This is a genomic window from Azospirillum mesophilum (genome assembly GCF_053470405.2).
In genome coordinates this window covers 24766-49298 of sequence record NZ_JBPXMQ020000023.1, presented here as the reverse complement: position 1 = coordinate 49298, position 24533 = coordinate 24766, and the positions used below count along the sequence as shown (strand labels likewise).

The 24533-nt window shown below is 69.3% G+C and carries 17 protein-coding genes; 7 read left to right on the top strand and 10 right to left on the bottom strand.

The genetic code is table 11. From position 1 onward, the window contains the following. Positions 1-72 precede the first annotated feature (72 nt). Positions 73-552, top strand: a complete 480-nt coding sequence (locus tag ACSVC7_RS20940) for a low affinity iron permease family protein (RefSeq protein WP_448206418.1) — start codon at positions 73-75, stop codon at positions 550-552. Between the two features lie 341 nt (positions 553-893). Here ACSVC7_RS20940 and ACSVC7_RS20935 read toward each other — a convergent pair whose 3' ends face one another. Further along, positions 894-2483, bottom strand: coding sequence for a DUF3369 domain-containing protein (locus tag ACSVC7_RS20935; protein ID WP_448206417.1), 1590 nt, complete (start codon positions 2481-2483; stop codon positions 894-896). A 257-nt stretch (positions 2484-2740) separates the two neighbouring features. Between ACSVC7_RS20935 and ACSVC7_RS20930 the strand changes: the two genes are divergently transcribed. Further along, positions 2741-3451 (top strand): orotate phosphoribosyltransferase, encoded by a 711-nt coding sequence (locus ACSVC7_RS20930; RefSeq protein ID WP_448206416.1) that lies wholly within the window; start codon positions 2741-2743, stop codon positions 3449-3451. A gap of 48 nt (positions 3452-3499) precedes the next feature. Here the strand turns inward: ACSVC7_RS20930 and ACSVC7_RS20925 are convergent, their stop codons facing one another. The 3 genes from ACSVC7_RS20925 to ACSVC7_RS20915 all read right to left on the bottom strand — a co-directional run bounded on the left by ACSVC7_RS20925 (position 3500) and on the right by ACSVC7_RS20915 (position 8097). Next, on the bottom strand, positions 3500-5308 hold the full coding sequence (locus ACSVC7_RS20925; protein ID WP_448206415.1) for a glycoside hydrolase family 17 protein: 1809 nt from the start codon (positions 5306-5308) through the stop codon (positions 3500-3502). A gap of 386 nt (positions 5309-5694) precedes the next feature. After that, positions 5695-6468, bottom strand: coding sequence for a ferredoxin--NADP reductase (locus ACSVC7_RS20920; protein ID WP_448206414.1), 774 nt, complete (start codon positions 6466-6468; stop codon positions 5695-5697). 180 nt (positions 6469-6648) lie between these two features. Beyond that, positions 6649-8097, bottom strand: coding sequence for a helix-turn-helix domain-containing protein (locus ACSVC7_RS20915; RefSeq protein ID WP_448206413.1), 1449 nt, complete (start codon positions 8095-8097; stop codon positions 6649-6651). Positions 8098-8287: 190 nt separating this feature from the next. Between ACSVC7_RS20915 and aceA the strand changes: the two genes are divergently transcribed. Both aceA and ACSVC7_RS20905 read left to right on the top strand, forming a co-directional pair. After that, positions 8288-9565, top strand: coding sequence for an isocitrate lyase (gene aceA, locus ACSVC7_RS20910; protein WP_448206412.1), 1278 nt, complete (start codon positions 8288-8290; stop codon positions 9563-9565). A gap of 593 nt (positions 9566-10158) precedes the next feature. Next, a complete protein-coding gene (locus ACSVC7_RS20905) occupies positions 10159-10722 on the top strand; it encodes a DJ-1/PfpI family protein (RefSeq protein WP_448206411.1) in 564 nt (187 codons plus the stop codon). Positions 10723-10937: 215 nt separating this feature from the next. On the opposite strand, the gene ACSVC7_RS20900 is transcribed toward ACSVC7_RS20905, so the two are convergent. The 5 genes from ACSVC7_RS20900 to ACSVC7_RS20880 all read right to left on the bottom strand — a co-directional run bounded on the left by ACSVC7_RS20900 (position 10938) and on the right by ACSVC7_RS20880 (position 18106). After that, positions 10938-12812: a sensor histidine kinase gene (locus ACSVC7_RS20900; RefSeq protein WP_448206410.1), complete on the bottom strand. Its 1875-nt coding sequence runs from the start codon at positions 12810-12812 to the stop codon at positions 10938-10940. An 83-nt stretch (positions 12813-12895) separates the two neighbouring features. Beyond that, the gene (locus ACSVC7_RS20895; RefSeq protein ID WP_448206409.1) at positions 12896-14887 is read right to left on the bottom strand and encodes a methyl-accepting chemotaxis protein; all 1992 of its coding nucleotides are present in this window, start codon (positions 14885-14887) and stop codon (positions 12896-12898) included. Positions 14888-15018: 131 nt separating this feature from the next. Then, a complete protein-coding gene (locus ACSVC7_RS20890; RefSeq protein WP_448206408.1) occupies positions 15019-16635 on the bottom strand; it encodes an oligopeptide/dipeptide ABC transporter ATP-binding protein in 1617 nt (538 codons plus the stop codon). Then, entirely contained in the window at positions 16632-17372 is a 741-nt protein-coding gene (locus tag ACSVC7_RS20885) for an ABC transporter permease subunit (RefSeq protein WP_448206407.1), read from the bottom strand. The genes ACSVC7_RS20890 and ACSVC7_RS20885 overlap by 4 nt, the downstream gene beginning before the upstream one ends. An 11-nt stretch (positions 17373-17383) precedes the next feature. Beyond that, positions 17384-18106: an ABC transporter permease subunit gene (locus ACSVC7_RS20880; protein WP_448206406.1), complete on the bottom strand. Its 723-nt coding sequence runs from the start codon at positions 18104-18106 to the stop codon at positions 17384-17386. 410 nt (positions 18107-18516) lie between these two features. On the opposite strand from ACSVC7_RS20880, the gene ACSVC7_RS20875 reads away from it, so the two are divergent. The 3 genes from ACSVC7_RS20875 to ACSVC7_RS20865 all read left to right on the top strand — a co-directional run bounded on the left by ACSVC7_RS20875 (position 18517) and on the right by ACSVC7_RS20865 (position 23183). Continuing rightward, complete coding sequence (locus tag ACSVC7_RS20875; protein ID WP_448206405.1) at positions 18517-20733, top strand: VTT domain-containing protein; 2217 nt, start codon at positions 18517-18519, stop codon at positions 20731-20733. Beyond that, positions 20730-21542 carry an endonuclease/exonuclease/phosphatase family protein gene (locus ACSVC7_RS20870; RefSeq protein ID WP_448206404.1) on the top strand — a complete coding sequence of 271 codons (813 nt, stop codon included), beginning with the start codon at positions 20730-20732 and terminating at the stop codon, positions 21540-21542. The genes ACSVC7_RS20875 and ACSVC7_RS20870 overlap by 4 nt, the downstream gene beginning before the upstream one ends. A gap of 420 nt (positions 21543-21962) precedes the next feature. After that, positions 21963-23183: a polyhydroxyalkanoate depolymerase gene (locus ACSVC7_RS20865; RefSeq protein WP_448206403.1), complete on the top strand. Its 1221-nt coding sequence runs from the start codon at positions 21963-21965 to the stop codon at positions 23181-23183. A gap of 209 nt (positions 23184-23392) precedes the next feature. On the opposite strand, the gene ACSVC7_RS20860 is transcribed toward ACSVC7_RS20865, so the two are convergent. Next, on the bottom strand, positions 23393-24484 hold the full coding sequence (locus tag ACSVC7_RS20860; protein ID WP_448206402.1) for a COX15/CtaA family protein: 1092 nt from the start codon (positions 24482-24484) through the stop codon (positions 23393-23395). Between the last annotated feature and the right edge of the window lie 49 nt (positions 24485-24533).

Genomic DNA, 24533 nt, shown 5'->3' with positions numbered 1-24533 from the left:
AAAAAATTTAATGGAGACTTTCTCCCACGGCGGACGTTTCCAGTGTGAGACACACACCGGAGGCATCGCCGGATGCTCAGCGACCTTTTCTACCGCTTCGCCCGCTGGACGGAGCGTCAGACCGGAAAGCCGGGCGCGTTCGTGCTGGCGTTGGGGACGGTCATCGTTTGGGCGGTGACCGGTCCCATCTTCAACTTCTCCGACACGTGGCAGCTGGTCATCAACACCGGCACGACCATCGTCACCTTCCTGATGGTCTTCCTGATCCAGAATGCCCAGAACCGCGACACGCAAGCCGTTCAGCTCAAGCTGGACGAGCTGATCCGCGCCACCCACGCGGCGCGCAACGGCTTGATCAATCTGGAGGAAAAGTCCGAGCAGGAGCTGGAAAAGGTCAAGAACGGCTTCGAGAAGATCGCCGCCAAGACCGCCGACTGCCTGGAAAGCGAGATCGACCGCAAGATCGAACGCGAAGTGGAGGAAGAGTTCGACGAACGCGGCCTGCGCAAGCCGGCCAAACCCGAACCGGCCCGCGAAAACGCCCGATCGTGACGGGCAGAAGGTTGGATCAAGCGTCCAAGCGCTTTCCCACCGTCATCCCCGCGAAGACGCTACGGTATTCACAGATCTCGCAAGCACGGTAAGTAGCTGATCGAGCGCTCAAAAGCCCCTCTCCCTTGAGGGGAGAGGGGGTGGGGTGAGGGTGGCGCCGGCCGAAGGCTGGCCGGACTTCTTCCCGCCTACCGGCGGTAACGACCCCTCATCCCAACCCTTCTCCCCCAAGGGGAGAAGGGCTTTTCGCATGTCTGGCGAGTTCCCGTAACGCAACATCCGTGCATACCGTAGCGTCTTCGCGGGGATGACGGAAAGGGAACAGGGGGCGCAAAGCTGGCTCACCCGGCTTTCAGCACCCCTTCCCGGCCCAGCGCGGCGATGAAGGCGTCGACCACGCGGGGGTCGAAATGCTTGCCGGACTCGTTCCGGATCAGGTCCACCACCGCGTCCAGCTCCCACGCCTCCTTGTAGGGGCGGCGGTGCAGCAGCGCGTCGTACACGTCGGCGACGGCGACGATGCGGCCGGACAGCGGGATGGCGTCGCTGGACAGCCGGTTGGGATAGCCGGTGCCGTCGAACTTCTCGTGGTGGGTCTCCGCGATCTCCGCGCCCAGCGTCAGGTAGCTGCGCCCGAGGACGGTGCCGGACGCCTCGCGCAGGATGCGCCCGCCGATGCCGGCGTGCTCGCGCATCTGGCGCATCTCGTCGTCGTCCAGCTTGCCGGGCTTGCGCAGCACATGGTCGGGGATGCCGACCTTGCCCACGTCGTGCAGCATGCTGGCCATGCCGATCAACTCGCAGAACTGCTCGTCCACGATGCCGTCGTAGGTGCCGCGCGCCTGCAGTTCCCGCGCGATGGCCGTGGCCCAGTGGGCGACGCGCTTGACGTGGTCGCCGGTGACCTCGTCCTTGTACTCGGCCAGCTTGCCGAGCGCCTGGACGGTCGCCGCCTGGGCGAGACGGATCTGTTCGTACAGGAACACGTTGTCGAAACCGACGGCGACCTTGCTGCAGAAGATCTCGACCAGCCGCCGGTCGATGTCCGACAGCGGGCCGTGGCCGCTGATGCAGATGACGCTGGCCGCGTGGTTGCGCGAGCGGAAGACCACGACGCTGTGCTCGTCGCGGTAGACGCTCCGGCGCTCGCGCAGGGCCGCCTCGATGTCGGCCTGCACGGCGGGGGCGACGACCGCGCTCACGGGCCGGCCGGCGGCCTCCCGGTAGGGGCCGGACCCGGCCAGCACCTCCGGTTCGGCCCCGTCCTCCCCGCGCACGCTGCACAGGAAGGACCCGTGGGCGCTGGACAGCAGCGAGCCCATCTGCATCACCACGCCCTCGACGAAGCGCTGGAGCGAGCGCTGCTCGAACAGGGCCGCCGCGGCGTCCACGATCTTTTCCAGCCCGTGCCGGCTCTGCTCGATGGTCGAGATGTGCTGGTAGGAGCGCAGCGCCGCCACCGTGGTGGTGAACAGCTTCTGCGCGGTCAGCTCGCTCTTCGCCTTGTAGTCGTTGATGTCGTAGCTGACGATGACCTGCCGCTCCGGCGCCTGGCCGGGCTGGCCCGTGCGCAGGATGATGCGCACCTGGCGGTTGCCCAGCTCCTCCCGGATGAAATGGACGAGCTGGAGGCCGGCGTCGTCGGTCTCCATCACCACGTCCAGCAGGACGGCGGCGATGTCCGGGTTGGCCTGCAGGACCGACCGCGCCTCCGCCCCGGAATGGGCGGACAGGAATTGCAGGGGGCGGTCGTCGAAGGTGACGTCGCCCAGCACCACGCGGGTGATCGCGTGCACCTCGTCGTCGTCGTCGACGATCAGGATTTTCCAGGGCGTGGCCGGAGTCGCCGATTCGCCGGCCGCAGCGTCCGTGGGATCTTCGTCGGCGAACAGCAGATCGTCGTCGTCGCCGTCCTCATGGCTTCCCACCATCGCTGCCGCTCCCGCAAAACCGCGTTAAGAATGAATAAATTCGCGTCGAGGCCATTTTTCCGCTTGCTAAGCATGCCTTGTCAACCGTGCCGGGGTGCGACACGTAGGATGCTCAACGGGAAAGCACTTTCCGCAACACCGGACTCTCCCTTCGGGGTACCGCCAAAGCCCGCTGTCCGGCGCGGGTGGGAGGGTTGCGGCATTTGTCCATTGGCGAGTCAATCGAGGGCGTCGAGGGCGGAACAAGGGGGGATGCCATGATACCGGATGCCTGGGACATCGAACTGCGCGAGCGGGCCTTGGGTGTGGCCCGTCATCTGATCGAAACCGGCTGCGTCCGGTATGACCCCGACCATCTGTGCCGCCACGGCTCGGGTCTGGTCAGCCCGATCCATCTGGAAGGCCGGCGCCTTCTGTCGTACCCGACGGCGCGCAACGACATCGTGGACTTCGCCGTGCGCATGATCGAGCAGGAGGTCGGCGCCGGCGAGTTGGACGCCATCGCGGCGGGCGAGGGGGCCGGCGTGCCCTGGGCGACGCTGATCGCCGACCGGCTCGACCTGCCCTTCGTCTTCGTGCGCAAGGAGGCGCCGGAAGGGCAGCAGGAGTACAAGCACCGCATCGAAGGCCGGGTCGAGCCCGGCTGGCGCGTGCTGCTGGTCGAACAGTTGGCCACCGACGGCCACCGCAAGACCCGCTTCGCCCTGCCGCTGAAGGAGGCGGGCTGCGACCTGCGCGACCTGTTCGTGCTGTTCCAGTACGGGATCTTCGACGAGATCCACGAGCATCTCGCCCCGCTCGGCATCACCATGCACGCGCTGGCGACCTGGTGGGACGTGCTGGAGGTGGTGAACCAGGGCCACTACCTGGACGGCCAGGCCCAGGGCGAGATCCACGCCTTCCTCCACGATCCCAAGCGCTGGACCGCGGAGCATCACGACAAGAAGAAGGGCCACAAGGTGGCCTGAGGACGGGTGCCCCCTCTCCCAGCCACGCTGGGAGAGGGTTTTACACCGTCACTCCCCGGCCACGCGCACCCACTGGCCGGCGCGGGCCGGTTCACGGACGCGGGCGGCCAGGACGGCGGCGCCGTAGGGGACCGCCAGCAGGATTTGCAGGCCGGCCCAGGCCAGCGCTTCCAGGTTCGGCTTCGACCAGTCCACCTCGTGCAGGGCCTCCACAAAGGGAAGCTGGCCGTAGATCAGCGATTCGAGCGGCACGAAGCCCTCCGCCACCACGGTCAGCACCGCGCCCAGGACCAGCAGGCCGGCCAATGTGGCTTCCAGCGGCAGGCGGCGGACGGCGCCGCACAGGGTCCGCGCCGGGATGTCGGCGACCGGTACGGCCGGGCGGAACAGCGCGCCGACGCCGAAGGCGGCCATCGCCCCCGTGCCCAGCGGACGGCGCGCCGCGCGGGCGGCCCCCAGCACCAGCAGGCCGAAGGCCGGCATGGCGAGGTAGGGGTTGGGGAAGTCGCGGTAACGGCCGTCGAACACGATCAGGAAGGACCAGACCAGCGCCGCGACGGACAGCGCCACGGTGGCGGCGCGGCCGACACATTCCATGCGCGACAGGGCGGGACGGCCGCGCAGGGGTGCCAGCGGCTCCAGCGCCAGCTCCCCGGTGCCGAGCGCCCGGCGCGCGGCCAGCAGCACGGCCACGGCCAGCACGCCGGTCAGCGCCAGCATGCCGCCGGCCAGCGTCACGTCCTGCCAGTAATGCTTGCCGTGGATCGCCGCGTAGGCGGCGTGGACGTACAGGCTGGACAGCCCCTGCGCCAGGACGGCCAGCGCGGCGAAGGCCCCGGCGGTCAGCGGGCGTCCGCGCAGCGTCAGCCCGGCGACCAGCAGCAGCGCGAGGCCCGAGGAGATGCCGAACAGCACCGGCCAGCGCTTGTTCTCCACCACCGGCCCGGCCAGCGAGAACTTCGCCTCCCGGTCGGCGCTGTAGAGGCCCCAGTGGCCGCCGACGGTGCCCTCCAGCTTGGCCTTCCAGCCCTGGTCGAAGGCCTCGATCACGTTGTAGTCGAAGCCCTCCTGCTGGGCGAGGCGGACGAAGCCGTTGACGAACTTGGCCTTGTTCACGAGGCCCGTGACGGCCGCGCCGCGCGACCGGCCGGCGGTCGGCCAGCCCGTCTCGCCGACCAGGATCGGCTTGCCGGGGAAGCGCTGCGCGATGGTGCGGTAGGAGGCGCGGATGCGCTCCTGCGCGCCGGCGACGTCGGTCGGCACGTCCTCCCAATAGGGCAGCAGATGGATGGTCAGGTAGTCGACATGGTCGGCGATCTGCGGGTACTTCAGCCACCATTCCCACACGTCGGCGTAGGACACGGGCTGCTTCACCGCCGCCTTCACGCGGTCGATGTAGCCGGCGACCTGCTCCGCCGTCAGCTCGCGGCGCAGCAGCACCTCGTTGCCGACGATCACGCGGGTGATGACGTCCGGATAGCGGTTGGCAAGGTCGATGAGGGAGGCGACCTCCTTCTCGTTCTTGTCCGGCTTGGACGACAGCCAGGCGCCCATGGTGACCTGAAGGCCGTGCTTGCGGGCCAGTTCCGGCACGACCTCCAGCCCTTCCAGCGAGGTGTAGGTGCGCACGCCGGCCACCTGCGGGGCCAGCGCCACCAGATCCTCCTCGATCTGTTCGGCCGTGGGGAAGGTCTGGGTCAGGGGGCTCTGCCCGTCGCGGAAGGGCGCGAAGGACACGCTCTTCAGCTTGCCGCCGGGCGGGGGTTCAAGCGGCACCGGCTGGTTGGGAAGCGACCAGACGGCGAGGTTCGCGAGGCCGGCCAGCAGCAGCACGGCGAGGATCTTGAAAATGCGCATGGGCGGGATGTCTACACGAAATGCGGGCGTGGCGGAACAGCGTGGGCAGCAACAAGCATGGGCCGAAACAAGAGTGTGCCGGAACAAGCCTGTGATGGAACGAAATCGGGCGCGCCTCCGGTGGAAGGCGCGCCCGTCAAGGTCCGGTCAAGGCCGGCCTGAAGTTTGATGACGTGCCATCGTCACGCAGCCATCAACGCAATCCGGACTGAGATTATTCCGCCCATCCTGACCGTGGGTCGTCGAGAGCACTTTTCTTAGACGTCATCCCCGCGAAGGCGGGGATCCAGAAAACTTCGCACACAAGCGCCTGAAGTGCCCTGGATCCCCGCCTTCGCGGGGATGACGATAGAAAGGTGAGAGGAATCACACCTCTATGGGAACGATCACCGCTCCACGAAGGCCTTTTCGATCACGTAATGACCGGGCTCGCCGTTGTGGCCCATCTTGAAGTCCATGCCGTCCATGATCGCGCTGGTCTCGTCCAGCATGGCCGGGCTGCCGCAGATCATCACGCGGTCGACCTCGCGGTCGAACGGCGTCAGGCCGATGTCGCTGAACAGCTTGCCGTTGCGGATCAGGTCGGTGATGCGGCCCTGGTTGCGGAAGGGCTCGCGCGTCACGGACGGGTAATAGATCAGCTTCTGCTTCACGTCCTCGCCGAAATACTCGTTCTCCGGCAGGACGTTGGAGATGATGTCGGCGTAGGCCAGCTCGCCCACCGTGCGGGTGGTGTGGGTCAGCACCACCTTGTCGAAGCGGGCGTACATCTCCGGGTCCTTGATGATGCTGAGGAACGGGGCGAGGCCCGTGCCGGTGCTCAGCAGATACAGGTTGCGGCCCGGAAGCAGGTTGTCGGTGACCAGCGTGCCGGTGGCCTTGCGGTTGACCAGCAGCGTGTCGCCTTCCTTCAGGTGCTGCAGGCGCGAGGTCAGCGGGCCGTCCTGCACCTTGATGGAGAAGAACTCCAGCGTCTCCTCATAGGCGGCGCTGGCCATGCTGTAGGCGCGCAGCAAGGGCCGGCCGTTGACCTCCAGGCCGATCATCGTGAACTGTCCGGGATCGAAACGGAACGAGGGATCGCGCGTGGTGGTGAAGCTGAACAGCGTGTCGGTCCAGTGGTGAACGCGCAGCACGCGTTCCTGAATCAGATTGCTCATGGGATCCGCAGGTCCGTTTCGATGGAGCCGTTTCGAGTGCCGGGGCAGAAGCCTGGTCGTAGCCTGGTCATGCCGCGTTGCGGCAGAACTCATTAACAAGGAAATAGTCAACAAGCCACTAATTTATACCTACAATTTTGGTGTGGCTATACGGTACCACAAAGCGCTATCGCAAAATGTTTACCGCCCATCCACGCTCGGTGGAGCGAACAGATAGGGCGACAGGCCGCGCAGATTCTCGTCCACGATCAGCCGGTGGTTCAGCGGCGGGAAGGCGCGCTGCGAGCAGTCCAGCCGCGGGCAGAGCCGGCAGTTCACGCCGATGGGCGTCGCTGCCTCGGTGTTTTCGAGATCAAAACCATCGGAGTAGGTGATTTGTGCCGCGTGCTGCACATCGCAGCCCAGCGCGATGGCGAACTGCTGCGGTGGGCTGCGGAAGCCATTGCCGGCCTTCACCACCGTCCGGGCGATGGAGAAGTAGACGGTGCCGTCCGGCATTTGCGAAAGCTGGCTGTGGATTTTTCCGGGCGTGCGGAACGCCTCGTAGACAATCCAGCGCGGGCAGCCGCCGCCGAACCGGGCGAGGTGGAAGCCGGCGCCGGAAAAGCGCTTCGACACGTTGCCGGCGCTGTCGACCCGCATCAGGAAGAAGGGCACGCCGCGCGCGCCGGTCCGCTGCAGGGTGGTCAGGCGCTGGCACACCTGCTCGAAGGAGGCGTCGAAGCGGCGCCGCAAAATTTCGATGTCGTAACGAACCTGCGTGGCCGCGTCCAGGAAGCGGTCGTAGGGCATCAGGACGGCCGCCGCGAAATAATTGGCGAGCCCGATGCGCGCCAGCCGCCGCGATTCGTCGTTCGACAGGCTGGAGCCCTCGACGATGCGGTTCAGCAGCTCCCGGTGGCGCAGCAGCGCGATCTGGCAGGCCAGCTGGAAGTTGCGCCCGGACGGGGCCAGCATCTCCGACAGCAGGATGCGCCGGCTGTGCCGGTCGAAGCGGCGCACCGCGTAGCCCATCACGTCCGATGGCAGCAGCCGCACCCGGACGCTGTGGTTGTTCTGGAGATAGTCGGCGAGACCCCGGTACAGGTCGCCCTTCTCCAGCTTGCCCTCCTGCCACAGCTCCTCGGCGGCGGCCTCCAGCTCGGCGAAGTGGTTGGAGCTGGCCTGGAACAGGTCGCGCACCTCCTCCTGCGGGAAGGAACTGTTCTGGACGAGGTGCAGTTTCTCGCGGTCGGCCATCTTCTCGGCCAGCGCCTGCACGTCGTCGCGGCTGGTGCGGAAGGCGCGGTAGAGCGACACCACGGCCTGCCCCAGCGTCGGGGCGACGGCGGCAAGCTCGCGAAAGTCCTGGTTCTTGATGTCGGACCCGTCGAACAGCGGATCAGCGAACACCTCGCGCAGGCCGGCGACGAGCCGGCTTTCCTCGTCCTCCGCGAAGGCCTGGAGGTCCACGCCGAAATTCTGCCCCAGCTTCAGCAGCAGCGGCACGGTGACCGGGCGCTGGTTGTGCTCGATCAGGTTCAGATAGCTGGGCGAGATGCCCAGCTGCTCCGCCATCTGGGCCTGGGTCAGACCGTGGTCGCGGCGCAGGCGCCGCACCTTCGGCCCCAGCATTGCCTTCTTGTCCATGGCCTTCGCTCCACCGTCGACGAATGCGGCTTTACAACATTTACTGATTTACAGCTTTTTGCGGACGGCAGTTTACAAACGGACCCTTTTACAAACAAGGGCTTATTGCAACCCGGCGACCGTCGTTTTAACTGTCAAGCCATGGACGCGCTGAAAAGCAGCGCCGGTGACGACAAGAAGGAAACCGACGATGTCGCTCGACGAAAAGACCAAGGCCGCCCTCCGCGCTTCGCGCTACGAAGGCATCAAGCGCGACTACACCATGGACGACGTCAAGCGTCTCAGCGGCTCGGTCAAGATCGAGTACACGCTGGCCGAGCTGGGCGCCCAGCGCCTGTGGGAGCTGCTGAACACCGAGCCGTACATCAACACCCTGGGTGCGCTCACCGGCAACCAGGCCATGCAGGCGGTCAAGGCCGGCCTGAAGGCCATCTACCTGTCGGGCTGGCAGGTCGCCGGCGACGCCAACCTGGCCGGCCAGATGTATCCGGACCAGTCGCTGTATCCGGCCAACTCGGTCCCGGCCGTCGTTGAGCGCATCAACAACACCTTCAAGCGCGCCGACGAGATCCAGACCGCCGAGGGCAAGGGCGACACCTACTGGTTCGCGCCGATCATCGCCGACGCCGAGGCCGGCTTCGGTGGCCCGCTGAACGCCTTCGAGCTGATGAAGGCCATGATCAAGGCCGGCGCCGCCGGCGTGCACTGGGAAGACCAGCTCGCTTCTGAAAAGAAGTGCGGCCACCTCGGCGGCAAGGTGCTGATCCCGACCCAGCAGCACATCCGCACCCTGAACGCCGCCCGCATGGGCGCCGACGTCTGCGGCACCTCGACCCTGGTGATCGCCCGCACCGACGCCGAGTCGGCGCAGCTCATCACCTCGGACATCGACGAGCGCGATCATCCGTTCATCGACTACGATGCCGGCCGCACCTCGGAAGGCTTCTACCGCCTGAAGAAGGGCATGGGCGTCGAGCATTGCATCGCCCGCGGCCTGTCCTACGCGCCGTACTCCGACCTGCTGTGGTGGGAGACCTCCAAGCCGAACCTCGACGACGCCCGCAAGTTCGCCGAGGCCATCCGCAAGGAGTTCCCGAACAAGCTGCTGGCCTACAACTGCTCGCCGTCCTTCAACTGGAAGGCCAACCTGGACGACGCGACCATCGCGAACTACCAGCGCGAGCTGGGCGCCATGGGCTACAAGTTCCAGTTCGTCACGCTGGCCGGCTTCCACAGCCTGAACTACTCGGCCTTCAAGCTGGCCAAGGGCTACGCCGCCCGCGGCATGGCCGCCTACTCGGAGCTGCAGCAGGCGGAGTTCGCGGCGGAGGCCGAGGGCTACACCGCGACGAAGCACCAGCGCGAGGTCGGCACCGGCTACTTCGACATGGTCGCCACGGCGATCTCGGGCGGCCAGTCCTCCACCACCGCCTACAAGGACTCCACGGAGGCCGATCAGTTCCATTGATCGGTTGTACCGATCAAATCAGATGATCGGTTGTACCGATCAGAGTGAATGATCGGTTGAACCGGTCCCCTGGCGGGTGGCCCCGCCCGCCCGCCGCGGGGACCGGTGGTTTCGCTGATCCGGTGTGCGAGCCGGATCTCTTCGAACGGCTGACGCTATACGACTTCGAACGGCCGGGGGCTTTCCCCCGGCCGCTTTTTTGTCACTGGCCTCTCCGTCCATGACAAAGCTGCGACACGACAGCATGGCTGACCTGCGCGGCTGGCCCGTTCACGTCCGCGAATCGGCTCTTAAGTGTTGGTCGCAATCGCGAAAGCGCCGCTCCGGCCGGCTTGGGCGGAGCCGTCCGGCCCCGCGTTGCGCTGCGGAATAAGGCATTGACTTGGGACCTCTTTGGGGCCACTTGTGTTCCATGCTCACAACAAACCGATCAGGGGCGTGATCGCCCCAGCGCCGGATTTCCCGTAATCGGGGACCGGCTGCGGGATCCGTCGCCGCGCAAGCCTTTGCGCGGCAAGCGCCGTTTCTTATCTGTACGGCGTTCGCGACGGAAACCCGCGCTCTTTGGTTGAACGATGAAAGGACAAGACAGTATGGATCAACCCCTCGCAGGAAAGAGCATTGCCATTCTCGTGGCCAACGGCTTTGAGGAACTGGAGATGACGGAGCCGCAGCGGGCTCTCCTCAAGACCGGCGCCACTCTGCGTACGATTTCTCCCGAACAGGGTCTGGTGAACGGCTGGCATGGCAAGTCCTGGGGGCACTATTTCCCGGTGGACAAGCAGGTCGGCGAGGTTCTGGGGGCCGACTACGACATGCTGCTGCTGCCGGGTGGCGAGCGCAGCGTCGCCAAGCTCCAGCAGTCCGCGCACACCCGCCGCATCGTCGGCCACTTCCTGGACGCCGGCAAGCCGATCGCCGCGATCGACCAGGGCATCCAGCTGCTCGCCATTCCCGGCAAGCTGAAGAACCGCACGCTGGCCGCTCCCGAGGCCGTCCGGGCCGAGTTGGAAGCCGCCGGCGGCCAGACCAGCGACGAGCCGCTGGTGGTGGACAACGTCACGATCACCGCGCTGGGCCATGATCAACTGGCCGAGTTCGTCGAGCAGGTCGTGAAGGTCTTCTCCGAGGCTGCCGCCGTCCGCAAGGCCGCCTGACCGGACCGCGCCTCTTAAGAGGAAACCCGTCTTTCCTGCGGGTGAACGGCCGCCGCACCAAGGGTGCGCGCGGCCGTTTTGCGTTTTCGCGAGGTACCAAATCTTCACGGATTTCACGGATTTGGACGCGGATTCCACGGATTTTTTATTCTGTTCCGTGTAATCCGTGCCTCAATCCGTGAAATCCGTGAAGAATCAGTTCTTCCCCTCGGGGATCACGGCCCCTCGTCCACCCGCGACGGCGGGAAGGTGAGGAACACGGTGGTGCCCAGCCCGACCGCGCTGTCGATCCGGAAGGTGCCGCCGTGCAGCGCGATCAGCGCGCGGGTCAGCGGCAGGCCGAGGCCGGAGCCGCGTTCCGTCGTCATGTCGCGCTCGTGCACTTGGCCGAAGGCGTCGAGCGCCTTGGGGATCTGCTCCGGCCGCATGCCGACGCCGTTGTCGGCGACGCTGAGCGCGATGCCGCCGTCCGCTGTCCGCTCGGCGCGGACGACTACGCGGCCCGTTTCCGGCGGGGAGAACTTTATGGCGTTGCTGATGAGGTTGGTCAGCATCTGCCGGATCAGCGAGGCGTCGCCGCGCACGCCCGGCAGGTCGTCGGGGATGTCCATGCACAGGGCGACCGCCGATTCCCCGGCGCGCGGCTGCATCATGCCGAAGGTCAGGTCCACCAGCAGGGAGAGGTTGCAGGCCTCTTCGTGCAGGTCCATGCGCCCGGCCTCGATCTTGGCGAGGTCGAGCAGGTTGTTGATCAGCTCCAGCATGTAGGTGCCGGCCGCCGCGATCTGGCCGGCGTATTCGGGATAGCGCGGGCTGCCCCGCCCCATCATCTCGTCGCGGATGATCTGCGCGAAGCCCAGCACGGCGTTCAGCGGGGTGCGCAGCTCGTGGCTCAGGTGATGGACGTAGTCGGACTTGCGCCGGTTGGCCCGTTCCGCCTCGTCGCGGGCGGCCCGCAGCTCGACCTCGCGGGCCTTCAGGTCGGTGATGTCGGCGCGGATGCCGACGATGCCGCCCTCGTGCGTGCGCCATTCCTCGATGCGGATCCAGCGCCCGTTGGTCAGATGCACCTCCAGCGGCGGGCCGGCGGTGCGGTGCTGGACGATGCGCTGGGCGACCCAGCCTTCCAGCGACTCGGGCGGAACGCGATACAGGCCGCGCGCCACGCCCTCGCGCAGCACCGTCTCGAAGGGCGTGCCGGGGGCGGTCAGGTCGGCGTTGGCGGAAAACAGCTCGCGGTAGCGGGAATTGCACAGGACCAGCCGATCCTCGGCGTCGTACAGGACGAAGCCTTCGGTGATGCACTCGATGGCGTCCACCAGCAGGTCGTGGGCGCGCCGCGCCTGACCCTCCGCCCGCACCCGTTCGGTGACGTTGCGGATGTTGCAGAGGACGCGCTCCCCATCCATCAGCGGGACAAGCCGCGCCTCGAAGGACTTTGCTCCTTGGCCGGGGTTGCCGGACAGGGCGGGCAGGGTGAAGTCCAGGCCGGCGACCGCTTCGCCCGCGTTCAGCCGGCACAGAGCCTCCGCCACGAGGCCGGCCGCCGGTTCGGGCAGCACGTCCTGCACGCGCTGGCTCAGGAAGCGCTCCGCCGGAACGTTCAGGTCGCCGGGGCTGGCGGCGGCGAAGTCCAGGATGGTGCCGTCGCGCCGCAACTCGAACCGGATGTCGGGATAGGCATAGGACAGGGCGACCAGCTGCTCGTTCAGCCGCATCGCCTCGTGCCGTGCGCCGCTGTCGGCCGGCGCCTCGATCAGCACGAGACCCGAGAGGCGGGGGGCGGGGGACAGCAGGGCGTCCAGTTCCATGACCGGCGTGCTGCCCTGGATGTGGTCGCACACCAGGCCGATCCGGGCGGCGGTGCGCTGGCCGGCCGCCGCAGCCTCCAGCGCGCGGCGCGACTCCGCCGACTCGTCCAGCCGGACCAGAGAGGCCGGCGCATCGGGCGAAAGCTCCAGCACCGCGCGGGCGGAGGCGTTCAGCCAGACCGTTCCGCCATCAGAACGAACAAGCCACAACGGCGTGGCAAGCCCTTCCAGGAATTCCAGCCCGGCAAGCTCCGCTTCGGCGAGCGGGGCGGCGGTCATCGGCGGGGGCGTGTGGTCACGGACATGCCCGATAATCTATCAGACGCAAGCGGCCTGTGAACAGGGTCGCCCCGCTTTTCGCCTCACGCCGCGCGGACGGTGCCCAGGAAGCCGTCGACCCGGTCGCGCAGGGTCTGGGATTGGCGCATCAGGTCGTCGGCGGCGGACAGGACCAGTTCGGCCGTGCGGCCGGTCTCGCCGGCGGCGTCCTGCACGCGGACGATGTTGGTGGACACCTCCTGGGTGCCGGTCGCGGCCTCCTGCACGTTGCGGGCGATCTCCCGCGTGGCCGCACCCTGCTCCTCCACCGCGCCGCTGATGTCGGTGGCGATGCCGTTGATGCGCGCGATGATGCCGGCGATGCCGTCGATGGCCCCGACCGCCGCCTCCGTCGCCGCCTGGACGGAGCCCACCTGGGTCGCGATGTCGTCGGTGGCCTTGGCGGTCTGGTTGGCGAGGCTCTTCACCTCGTTGGCGACGACGGCGAAGCCCTTCCCGGCCTCCCCGGCGCGGGCGGCCTCGATGGTCGCGTTCAGCGCCAGCAGGTTGGTCTGCGCGGCGATGGCGTTGATGAGCTGCACCACCTCCCCGATGCGTCCGGCGGCCTCCGCCAGATCGCGGATGGTGGAGGAGACGCGGTCGGCCTCCCGCTCCGCCTGCTGGGCGATGCCGGCGGAGGTGGCGACCTGCTGGGCGATGCCGTGGATGGAGGAGCTCAGCTCCTCCGCGGCACTCGCCACGGTCTGGACGTTGCCGGTCGCCTGGGCCGACGCGGCGGAGACGGTGGCCGCGCGCTCGCTGGCGCTGACGGCGATGGCGGTCATCTGCTCGGCCGAGCTGCGCGTCTGCGAGGCGGCGGCGACGACGCCCTGCACGATGGCGTTGACGCTGGTCTCGAAGTCGTCGGCCAGTTGCGTCAACATGCGGCGCTTTTCCTGTTCGGCGGCGGCGCGGCTGCGCTCCTGGTCGGCGCGCAGGCGGGCGTTCTCGGCCGCACCGGCCTTGAACACCTCCAGCGTGCGGGCCATGCGGCCGATCTCGTCCCGGCGATCCAGCGCGGGCACGGCGGTGGACAGGTCGTTGCCGGCGATGGCCTGCATGGCCGCCGTGATGCGGCCGAGCGGCCCGACGATGCCCTGGCCCAGCAGGACGCTGGCCGCCCCGGCCAGCAGCACCGTGGCGGCGATGGTCCAGGCCACCATGGCGAAGGTGTCGTCGCGGTTCGCCGCCATGTGGGCGCGCGCCGTCTCCTCGTCGGTGGACAGGCGCGCCAGCAGCGCGTCCAGCGGCTGCACGGTCGCGGCCCCGGCGGCGCGCAGCTTGTCCTTTTGCGGGACCAGCGACAGGAAGGCGTCGGCGAAGCCGGCGAAGGCGCGCTGGTATTCCGCCATCAGGGCGGCGATGGCCGTGCGCTCCGCCTCCTCGATCGGCGCGGCGGCAAGCTGCTGCGCGAACTCCTTCTGGCGCTGGGCCATGCTGTCGCGATAGCCGGCCTCCGCGCGCAGCATCAGATCCTTCTCGTGCCGGCGCATCTGCAGCATCAGCACCTGAAGGCGGACGACCGCCGCCTCGTCCGGCGCGCGCTTGTACAGCCCGTCCAACCGCTGCTCGACCTCATGGACGGCCTTGCGCAAGGTGCCTTGCAGGCCGTCCTTCTCGGTCAGGCCGATCTTCTGAAGCGTGTCCAGCAGAGTCCGGAAATCGGCGTCCCAGCCGGTGATGGCGGCTTGCAGGCGGGTGGCGTCGGAACGGGCGCCGGGGTCGGACAGCAGGCCGGCCAGCCGGTCCATCTCGGCCAGTGCTGCGGCCGTCTCGCGGGCGCGCCGGTCGGGAATGGCGGCGTCGCGCGAATCGAGGAAGATGTTCGTCAGGATGCGCGCCGCGTTCAGATGGACGCCCGCCCGCGTGGCCGATTCCGAGGCGGCGGTGGCCGTCTGGTCTTCCGCGGCGAGCCGCGCCTGCACCGACCAGCTGCTCCAGTACACCCCCAGGACGACCAGCAGCCCCACGATGCCCAGCGCCGCGATCGTCATGATCTGAACGCGCACGGACAGGCGTGACAGCAGGGTCATCATGGCTCACCTCACGAAAGGACGGCGCCGGCGCGGCACGGGAGGCGTGCAACGGTGCGGCGTTTGGTTCGTAGGCGGATTGTGTTTAAATTTTATGCAAAGTCTATGATGTTGTGCGGACAGGATCTGCGCGTCTATGACGCACCCCCATCCTCACTCCCGCCATCCTCCGCGTCCCAATAGTGGCAGGCGACGCGGTGGCCGGTTGCCACCTCTTCCAGCGGCGGGATGGCTTGGCCGCAATAGTCCCGCGCCCTCGGGCAGCGCAGGCGCAGCGGGCAGCCGGACGGCGGGCGCAGGGCCGACGGCGGATCCCCGAACAGGACCGGCGCATTCTGCACCAGCCCCCGGCTGTAGGGATGACAGGGGGTGGTGGCGAGCGTGGCGCCGTCCGCCGCCTCCACGACGCGGCCGAGCAGCAGCACCAGCGCGCGCTGGCAGACCCGCAAGCCCTCGCCGGCATCGCGGGTGGCGTAGAGCAGGGCGAGCCGCCGCGTCCGCCGCGCCTCCAGCAGCAGGGCCAGGAAGTCCTCCCGCTCCGCCCCGCTCAGCGTCGCCGCCGGTTCGTCGCAGACCAGCAGGCGCGGCTCCGGCAGCAGGGCGCGGGCGAGCCCCACGCGCGCCGCCTCGGCCGGGCGGAGGCTTCCGGGGCGGAGCAGCCCGACGCCTTCCGGCAGGCCGACCTCGCGCAGCGCGTCGGCGATCCGGGCGGGGCGCTCGGCGGCGGGCAGGTCGGGGCGCTGCGTCTCCAGCACCTCCGCCAGCTGGGTGCCGACGGTCAGGGCAGGGTCGAGCGCGGCGGCCGGGTCGGGGAAGAGGATTTGCAAGTCGCAGCGCGCCCGGCGCATGGCGTCCGGCGGGGCGGCGGTGACGTCCAGCCCCATCCAGGCGACGCGCCCGCCGGTTGGCGGCACCAGCCGCAGCAGCGCGCGGGCCAGCACCGACTTGCCGCTGCCCGTTTCGCCCAGCAGGGCCAGCGACTCGCCCTCGGCAAGGTCGAAGGTGACGCCGTCCACCACCGTCAGTCGGCGTTCCTCGCCGCGCCACGTCCGGCCCAGCGGGAAGGCGACGCGCAGGTCGCGCACCGACAGGGCGGGCGGGCCGGCGGGGGCGGGCGAATCGTCGATGGGCAAGGCCGGCGGGGGCAGGGCGGCGCGCAGGCGTCCGGCCTCCAGCGTCAGCACGCGGGTCGCCGGGGCGGTCACGCCGTCCTCCGGACGCCCGGCGAGGACCAGGGCTATCCCAGCCTCCCGCGCCCAGCCCGCCAGATCGTCGAGCAGCCGTGCCCGCTGGGTGGGGTCGAGCGACGCGGCCGGCGCGTCGGCCAGCAGCACCGCCGGCTCCGCCGCCAGGGCCAGGGCGAGCACGGCGCGCCAGCGCATCGCCTCCGACAGTTCGTGGGGGTACAGGGGCAGACGGCGCGCGGCGGCGGGGACCCGCATGCGCTCCAGCGCCGTGACGGCGCGGTGCAGGGCGGCGCGCTCGTCCAGACCGAGATGGTGGCCGAGCAGTTCAGTGAAGTGCGCCCCCAGCGTCCGGTGCGGGGTCAGCGCGCCGTCCTGGGTCACCAGCAGCCGGCGCCCCTGGATCTGGACCGCGCCGCCCGTGTTGGCGCCGCCCTTGTCGGGCACCGGTAGGCCGGCGAGCGTGCGCAGCAGCAGGCTCTTGCCCGCACCGGGGGCTCCGGTGATCGCCACCACCTCCGCGGCGCCGACCGACACGCCCTCCATGCGCAGAATCGGCGCGCTCACGGGCGGGCTCCGGTCGCGGCGGCGTGCAGGCCGTCGGCGACGGCGTGCAGCGCCCACAGGCTCAGCGCCAGCAGCAGGGCCGGTGCCGCCAGCGCCAGCGGGTCGCCGCGCTGCACGGCGCCGGCCAGCAGGGCGCCCCAGCTCGGCACCCGCTCCGGCAGGCCGAGGCCGAACAGGCCGGCGAAGCTCTCCGCCGCCAGGGCGCGGGGCAGCGCCGTCCAGGCCGCGGCGGCCAGCGGCAGCGCGGCGTTCGGCAGCAAGTGGCGGCGCAGGACGCGCCCCGGCGGCAGGCCCGCCGCCTGCGCGGCAACCAGGAACTCGCGGCGGAGCAGGGCGCGCAACGCCCCCTGGGTCAGCACGGCCACCGCCGGGGCGCCGGTCAGCGCGGCGGACAGCGCCAGGGTCCACAGCTCGCGCCCGCCCAGCCCGGCGGCGAGCGGAACGCCCAGCGCCAGCGGCAGCCCCATCAGCCGGTTCGCCAGGGACATCAGCACCCGCTCGGCCCGCTGGCCCAGCGCCACAGCCGCCACCCCCCACAGAAGCCCGGCCGCGCCACCGACCAGCCCGGCGAACACCGCGAAGGAAAGACTGCCCTGACCGGCGACCAGCGCCCGCTCCAGCGGCCCGTTCCCCAGCAGCGGCGCGGTGGGAACGGCGAGCGTCAGCGCCGCCAGCACGGCGATCCCGGCGGCCGGGGCGCCGGCCGGGACGTTGTTGGTCCTGGGAGCGATCCTCACGCCGCCGCTCCTCACGCCGACCGCAGGCGCGGGTCGAGCCAGCCGTGCAGCACGGCTCCGAGCGCGCTCAGCAGGACGGCCAGCCCGCACAGCCCGGCCAGCGCCGCCAGAGAGGCGCCTGCGTCGCCGGTCCGGACGGCGTCCAGGAACAGGCGGCCGGTGCCGGGCAGGCCGAACAGGCTTTCGACCGCCACCGCCCCGGTCACCGTCGCGACGGCGGCGCTCCGCAGGCCGCCCGCCACCGGGGCGAGCCCCATCGGCACGGCGTGGCGCCACAGCACCGCGCGGTCGTCCAACCCCCGGGCTCGCGCCGCCAGCACCGCCCCGCTGTCCAGCGCGTCATCGAAAGCCCCGCGCGCCAGCCGCGCCGCCTGCGCGGCCGGCGGCAGGGCGAGCGCCATCGCGGCGAAAGCGACAGGTGCAGGCGTGTCCTTAAAGGCGGTGACGAACAGGGCGGCCAGCAGGAAGGCCGGCAGCGCCGGGCCGGCCCAGCCCAGCAGATGGCCCGCCCACCCGGCGGGGGAGCGCGGGCGCAGGCTGGCGGTCAATCCGAACAGCGCGCCCAACCCGCTGCCCAGCGCCAGCGCCGGCAGGGTCAGCGCGACGGTCACCGGCAGCGCCGCGAGGACGACGCCCAGCCCGTTGCCCAACCCTTTGACGGCGGCGGCGATCAGCGCGAACGCAAGAAGGGCGGGCACCGCGGCGGCAAGCCGGCGTACGGCGAAGCTCAGCATCGGCGGTGCGGCGGGGGCAGCATGGGGTGAGAGCCTGTGAGTTTATGGGCGAGAAATTCCGCTCGTCATCCCCGCGAAGGCGGGGATCCAGAAAACTTCGCACACAAGTGCTTGCACGGGCTGGATCCCCGCCTTCGCGGGGATGACGGTCGAGAAGCGTGCATTGTGTGTTCCAACGTGTCGCGTCCCGAACTTCGAGCCTCTCTCTGCAAGGTCCCCATAAACTCACAAACTCTGAGGGAAAGCCACGGGCAGCCACGAAAGGGGTGGCTCCGACGGTACGCAGGTTGGTGCCGGTCGGGCAACGAAATTTCGCCACTCGGCGGGTTCGGGGGAGGGTTGGCCGTGCCCATTGTTATGCCTTCAGCGTTGTTTCCCTCACACCCGACCACCGGAATCCGCCCGACCGCATGCTCGCCCCCGTCCCCGATCCCCACCGTCCCGGCCTTGGACCGGAGCCGGCCCCACACGACTCCCTGCTGGTGCCGGGCCGCACCTGCTGGCGGGTGGAGCGGGCGTCGCGGGTCGGCGTCATCATCGACGCGGAGGATTACTTCGCGCTCGCCAAGACGGCGATGCGGCGGGCGCGGCGCAGCATCTACCTGACCGCCTGGGACTTCGACGCGCGCATCCGGCTGACGCCCCAGATGCGCCACCCGCGCCGCCCGGACCGGCTGGGCAACCTGCTGAACTGGCTGGCCGCTACCCGTCCCGACCTGACCATCCATGTGCTGAAGTGGGACTATGCGGAGCTGTTCGATCTGGCGCGCTGGTCGCAGCCGCTGTTCCTCCGCAACATGCTGAGCCACCCGCGCCTGCACTACCGGCTGGACGGCGACCACCCCGCGGGCGCCTGCCATCACCAGAAGATGCTGGTCATCGACGACAGCGTGGCCTTCTGCGGCGGGCTGGACATCACCGCCAACCGCTGGGACACCCGCGCCCACCGCGCGCACGAGCCGCTGCGCCGGCAGCCCGACGGAAACCCCTACGAGCCCTTCCATGACGTGATGATGGCGGTGGACGGCGACGCCGCCCGTGCGCTGGCCGACCTGTTCCGGGAGCGCTGGCAGCGCGCCACCGGCTGCGCGCTGAGCCCGCCCTCGCCCAAGCCGCCCCGCCGCAACCGGCTTCTGTCCAACGGCTTCGACCCCTGGCCGCCGACGCTGGCCCCGCTGCTGCGCGACATGCCCGTGGGCATTGCCCGAACCGACCCCGCCTGCAACGGCCGCGACGAGGTGCGGGAGGTGGAGGCGCTCTATGTCGAGGCCATCGCGGCGGCGCGCCACACCATCTATCTGGAAAGCCAGTATTTCGCCTCGACGGCGGTGGCGGAGGCGCTGAAGGCGCGGCTGGCCGAGCCGGACGGGCCGGAGGTGGTGGTGGTCAACCCCGCCCGCGCGACGAGCTGGCTGGAGAACACCGTCATGCTCGGCGCCCGCGCCCAGCTGGTGAAGGAACTGCGGGAGGCCGACCGGCACGGCCGCTTCCGCCTCTACGTCGCGCTGACCGACGGCGGAGCCTGCATCACCGTGCACGCCAAGGTGATGGTGGTGGACGACCGGATGCTGCGCATCGGCTCGGCCAACCTGAACAACCGCTCCATGGGGCTGGACACCGAATGCGACTTGGCGCTGGAGGCACCATCGGGCCGTGTGGAAGGGCGGCAGGCCCGCCACGCCATCGCCAACGTGCGCAACAGCCTGATCGCGGAGCATCTGGGCGTCGCCCCGGAAAGCGTGGCGGCGGAGCTGCGCCGCACCGGCTCCCTGGTCCGCAGCATCGAGCGGCTGCGCCGGCCCGACGGGCGCACGCTGGAACCGCTGGAGGACGCCGACCCCGGCGCGCTGGCCGCCGCCGTCGCCGACGCCAAGGTCTTCGACCCCGAACGGCCGGTTGGTGCTGTGGAGATCGCGCGGCGCGTCCTGCCCTCCGCCATTCCCGCGCGGCACCACTGGTTGGCGCTGGCGGCGATCCTGCTGGTGGCCGGCGGGATGTGGGCGCTGTGGCACTACACCCCCTTGCGCGATTGGGCGACGCTGGACGGCGTGCTGGGCGCGATCCAGCACCTGCGCGACATGACGCTGGGGCCGCTCTGGCTGGTGCTGCTCTATGTGGCGGGCGGCTTCGTGATGGTGCCGGTGCTGCTGCTGGTCGCCGCCACCGCCATCGCGCTGGGACCGTGGCTGGGCTTTCCCACGGCGATGGCCGGGGTTCTGGCGTCCGCCAGCGCGCTGTTCTGGGTCGGCCGCTGGGCCGGGCAGCGCCCGCTGGAACGCTACGGCGGGCCGGTGGTGCGGCGGGTCAGCGAACGGCTGGGCGACAGCGGCGTGCTGGCCATGGCCGCGGTGCGGGTGGTGCCGGTGGCGCCCTTCACGGTGGTGAACCTTGTCGCGGGGGCTTCCCGGATCCGCTTCCCCGACTATCTGATCGGGACGATACTGGGAACCGCGCCGGGCATCCTGACCTTCAACCTGCTGGGCCACCAGCTGGAACGGACGGTGAAGGAGCCGACCACGGCGGACATGATCCTGCTGGCGCTGGTGGCCCTGGTCGCGCTGGGGCTCGGCTGGGCGGGCCACGCGCTGGTTCGGAAGACGAAGAAGAAGGGGGACGAGGGACGGTGATCCGATTCAGCCATGAGCGCGTCGAGCGGATCGCCGCCGCGCTACGCGCCGCGCGTGCCCGCCGTCCGCGCCGCCGCCCCGACGGGCGCTTCGGTACGGTCCCGAACGGTATGGCGGCGCTGCGCATCGCCACCTGGAACATTCACAGCTGCGTCGGGCTGGACGCGCGCTTCGCCCCCGACCGCATCGCCGAGGTCATCAAGGAGCTGGACGTCGATCTGGTCGGGCTTCAGGAGGTCGGCTGGCACCACCGGGGCGAATCCGGCCTGGACCAGTTCGCCTTCCTGGAAAAGGCCACCGGCCTGAAGGCCCACGCCGGCCCGACCAAGCACAACGCCCACGCCCATTACGGCAACGCCATCCTGACGCGGCTGCCGGTGCTGAAATGCTCCTCCATCGACCTCAGCGTCGGCCGGCGGGAGCCGCGCGGCGGCATCGACGCCATCGTGGAGGTGCAGGGGCGGCCGGTGCGCGTCATCGTCGCCCATCTCGGCCTCGACCCGTGGGAGCGGGCCAAGCAGGTCGGCGCCGTCGTCGACCTCGTGGCCGAACAGCCGGGCCTGCCGACGCTGTTCATGGGCGACCTGAACGAATGGACGCCCAGCTCGCCCCGGCTGAAGCGGCTGGCCCAGGCCTTCCCCGACTGCGCCAACCCGCGCAGCTTCCACGCGCGCATGCCCACCCTGCGGCTCGACCGCATCTACGCGAACGGCGGGCTGACCATCCCGGCCTACGAGGTGGTGCGCACGGTCCTGACCCGCCGCGCCTCCGACCACCTGCCGGTGCGCGCGACCGTCGCGGTTCCGTAAGCGGGGTCATAAGCTTCCAACGCCCCCTCCCCAACCCTCCCCCTCTTCGAGGTGGAGGGGGCTTGGGCGACGCGGCGGCAGCCCCCTCCACCGCTGAAAGCGGGGGAGGGTTGGGGAGGGGGCAAAATGCGTCCTGCCTGCTTAACCCACCATCCTTCTAAGGTTCGACTCTTTCACCTTCGCCACGCGCGCGCACCATTCGGTGCGCGCCTTTGGCGCAGGGCAATGATTCTTCCGCATCGCAGCGCTGCGTTGCCCATTTGCCGCGCCCGTTTGTTTCTAATGCAAATTCATGCCCGAGCCGGGTCGTCAGGCTATTGACCTTTTGGGCAAAGCTTGGCCAAACTGTTTATTGGTCATACGACCAATGACAGGACCCTACCCCATCGGGCTGGGATCAACCGCCTTAGCGAGGATCTGTTGCTTTACCATCTCTACGACCTGCAGCACGCGGCCCTGCGTCCCATGCGCCTGCTGGCCGAGGCGGCCCAGCACACCTTCCAGAACCCCTTCGTCCCGGTGTCCTACACCAAGCTCGGGCGCGCCATGGCGGCCAGCGCCGAGCTGGTGGAGCGCACGACGCGGCGCTTCCCCAAGCCGGCCTTCGGTCTGAAGACCACGAAGGTCAACGGCGAGACCGTGGCGATCACCGAACGCTTTGCGTTCCAGAAGCCCTTCTGCAACCTGCTGCACTTCAGCAAGCCCGAAGGCACGCCGGCCCAGCCGCGCGTCCTGCTGGTCGCCCCGATGTCGGGCCACCACGCCACGCTGCTGCGCGGCACGGTGGAGGCGCTGCTGGCCGACCACGACGTCTACGTCACCGACTGGGTGGACGCCCGTCTGGTGCCGCTGGCGCGCGGGCCGTTCGACCTGGACGACTACATCGAGACGGTCGCGGAGATGATCCGCTTCCTGGGTCCGCAGACCCACGTCATCGCGGTGTGCCAGCCGGCGGTGCCGGTGCTGGCCGCAGTGTCGCTGATGGCGGCGGCGGACGAGGCGATCCAGCCGCGCTCCATGACGCTGATGGGCGGCCCGATCGACCCGATGGCGAACCCGACCGTGCCGGTGAAGCTGGCCGCCACGCGCCCGCTGAAGTGGTTCGAGCGCAACGTCATCACCACGGTGCCCGCTTACTATCCGGGCGGCTTCCGCCGCGTCTATCCGGGCTTCATCCAGCTTTCCGGCTTCATGTCCATGCATCTGGACCGCCACATCGGGGAGCATCTGGGCCTGTTCCGCCACCTCGTCCAGGGCGACGGCGATTCGGCCGAGCAGCACCGCCGCTTCTACGACGAGTACCTGTCGGTCATGGACCTGTCGGCGGAGTTCTACCTGCAGACCATCGAGACGGTGTTCCAGAAACACGCGCTCGCCAACGGCACCATGGAATCGCGCGGTCGCCCGGTCGAGCCGGCGGCCATCCGCAAGACCGCGCTGATGACCGTGGAAGGCGAGCTGGACGACATCTCCGCCCCCGGCCAGACCGAAGCGGCCCACCGCCTCTGCTCCTCCCTGCCGGAGGAGATGCGCGGCCGCCACTACCAGAACGGCGTCGGCCACTACGGCATCTTCAACGGCCGCCGCTGGCGCGAAAGCATCATGCCGGCCGTGCGGGAGTTCATCCGCAAGCACGACTGATCCGGTTGGAATGGTCGATCCGTCGCGGGCAACAGATTTTCCACGGATTTCGCGGATTTAAACACGGATGACACGGATTTTGTAAGACTTGCTCAGCGCCAGCTTTTCGAGAAGCCAACGCTGAGCAAGCCCAAAAAATCCGTGTCATCCGTGCCAAAATCCGTGAAATCCGTGGAAAATCTGTTGTTTGCTCCCGGCCCACCCCCAGCCTACGCCCTTGGCGCGAACCGCGTCCGCGCCGTCACCGGGCGCATCTCGTGCAGCAGCCACACCAGCCCCGACACGACCAGGATCGCGCCGGCTTGGTGGGCGGCGGCGACGGGGATCCACACCACGCTCAGCAGCGTGGTGATGCCCAGGCCGATCTGCACCAGCACCATCCCTCCGGTCAGCAGCGCCGCCCGCGTCGCTCGCCCCGGCAGCCGGGCCAACCACACCCGCAGGGCCAGCGCCAGCACGACCACCCCCGTGACGATGGCAAGCGTGCGGTGTGTCAACTGGATCGCCGCCGTGTTCTCCAGCGGGTTGATCCACCAGGGCGACAGGTTGCCGACCTCCGTCGGGATCCAGTGGCCGTTCATCAGCGGGAAGGTGTTGTAGGCCAGCCCCGCGTCGGTCCCGGCCACGAAGGCGCCCCAGACGATGGCCGCCCCGGCCAGCCCCAGCGCCCAGCGGGCGTGCTTGCGCAGGCGCCTTGCTTCGGTCGCCCAGCCGGCCAGCGGCAGCGGGTCGAGGATACCCAGCGCCGTCCGCAGCAGCAGCCCGTAGATCACGATCGCCGTGCCGAGGTGCAGCGCGAGGCGGTAGTGGCTGACCTCCGGGCTGTCGACGAGGCCGCTCCTGACCATGTACCAGCCGATCACGCCCTGAAGCCCGCCCAGCAGGAACAGCCCGGCCAGCTTCGGCCACAGATCCTTGGGGATGCGCCCCTGCGCCCAGAAGCGCAGGAAGGGAATCAGGAAGACGAAGCCGATCAGCTGGCCCCACAGCCGGTGGAACCACTCCCACCAGAAGATGTGCTGGAAGGCCTCCAGCGACATGCCGTGGTTGAAGACACGGTATTCCGGCGTGGCCTTGTACAGGTCGAAGACGCGGTTCCATTCCGCCTCCGACAGGGGCGGCAGGATGCCGATCAGCGGCTTCCATTCGACCATCGACAGGCCGGATTCGGTCAGCCGCGTGATGGCGCCGATCACCGCCATGGCGAGCACCATGGCGCAGCAGACCAGCAGCCAGCAGGCGATGGGCCGGGTGGAGGCGGGGGAGCGGATGTCGTCCGTTGCGGCGGTGATGGCGGTCACGGTCGGCGTATCCCGGAAAAAGGGCGGGCCAAGGCTCAGGTGCCTTGGG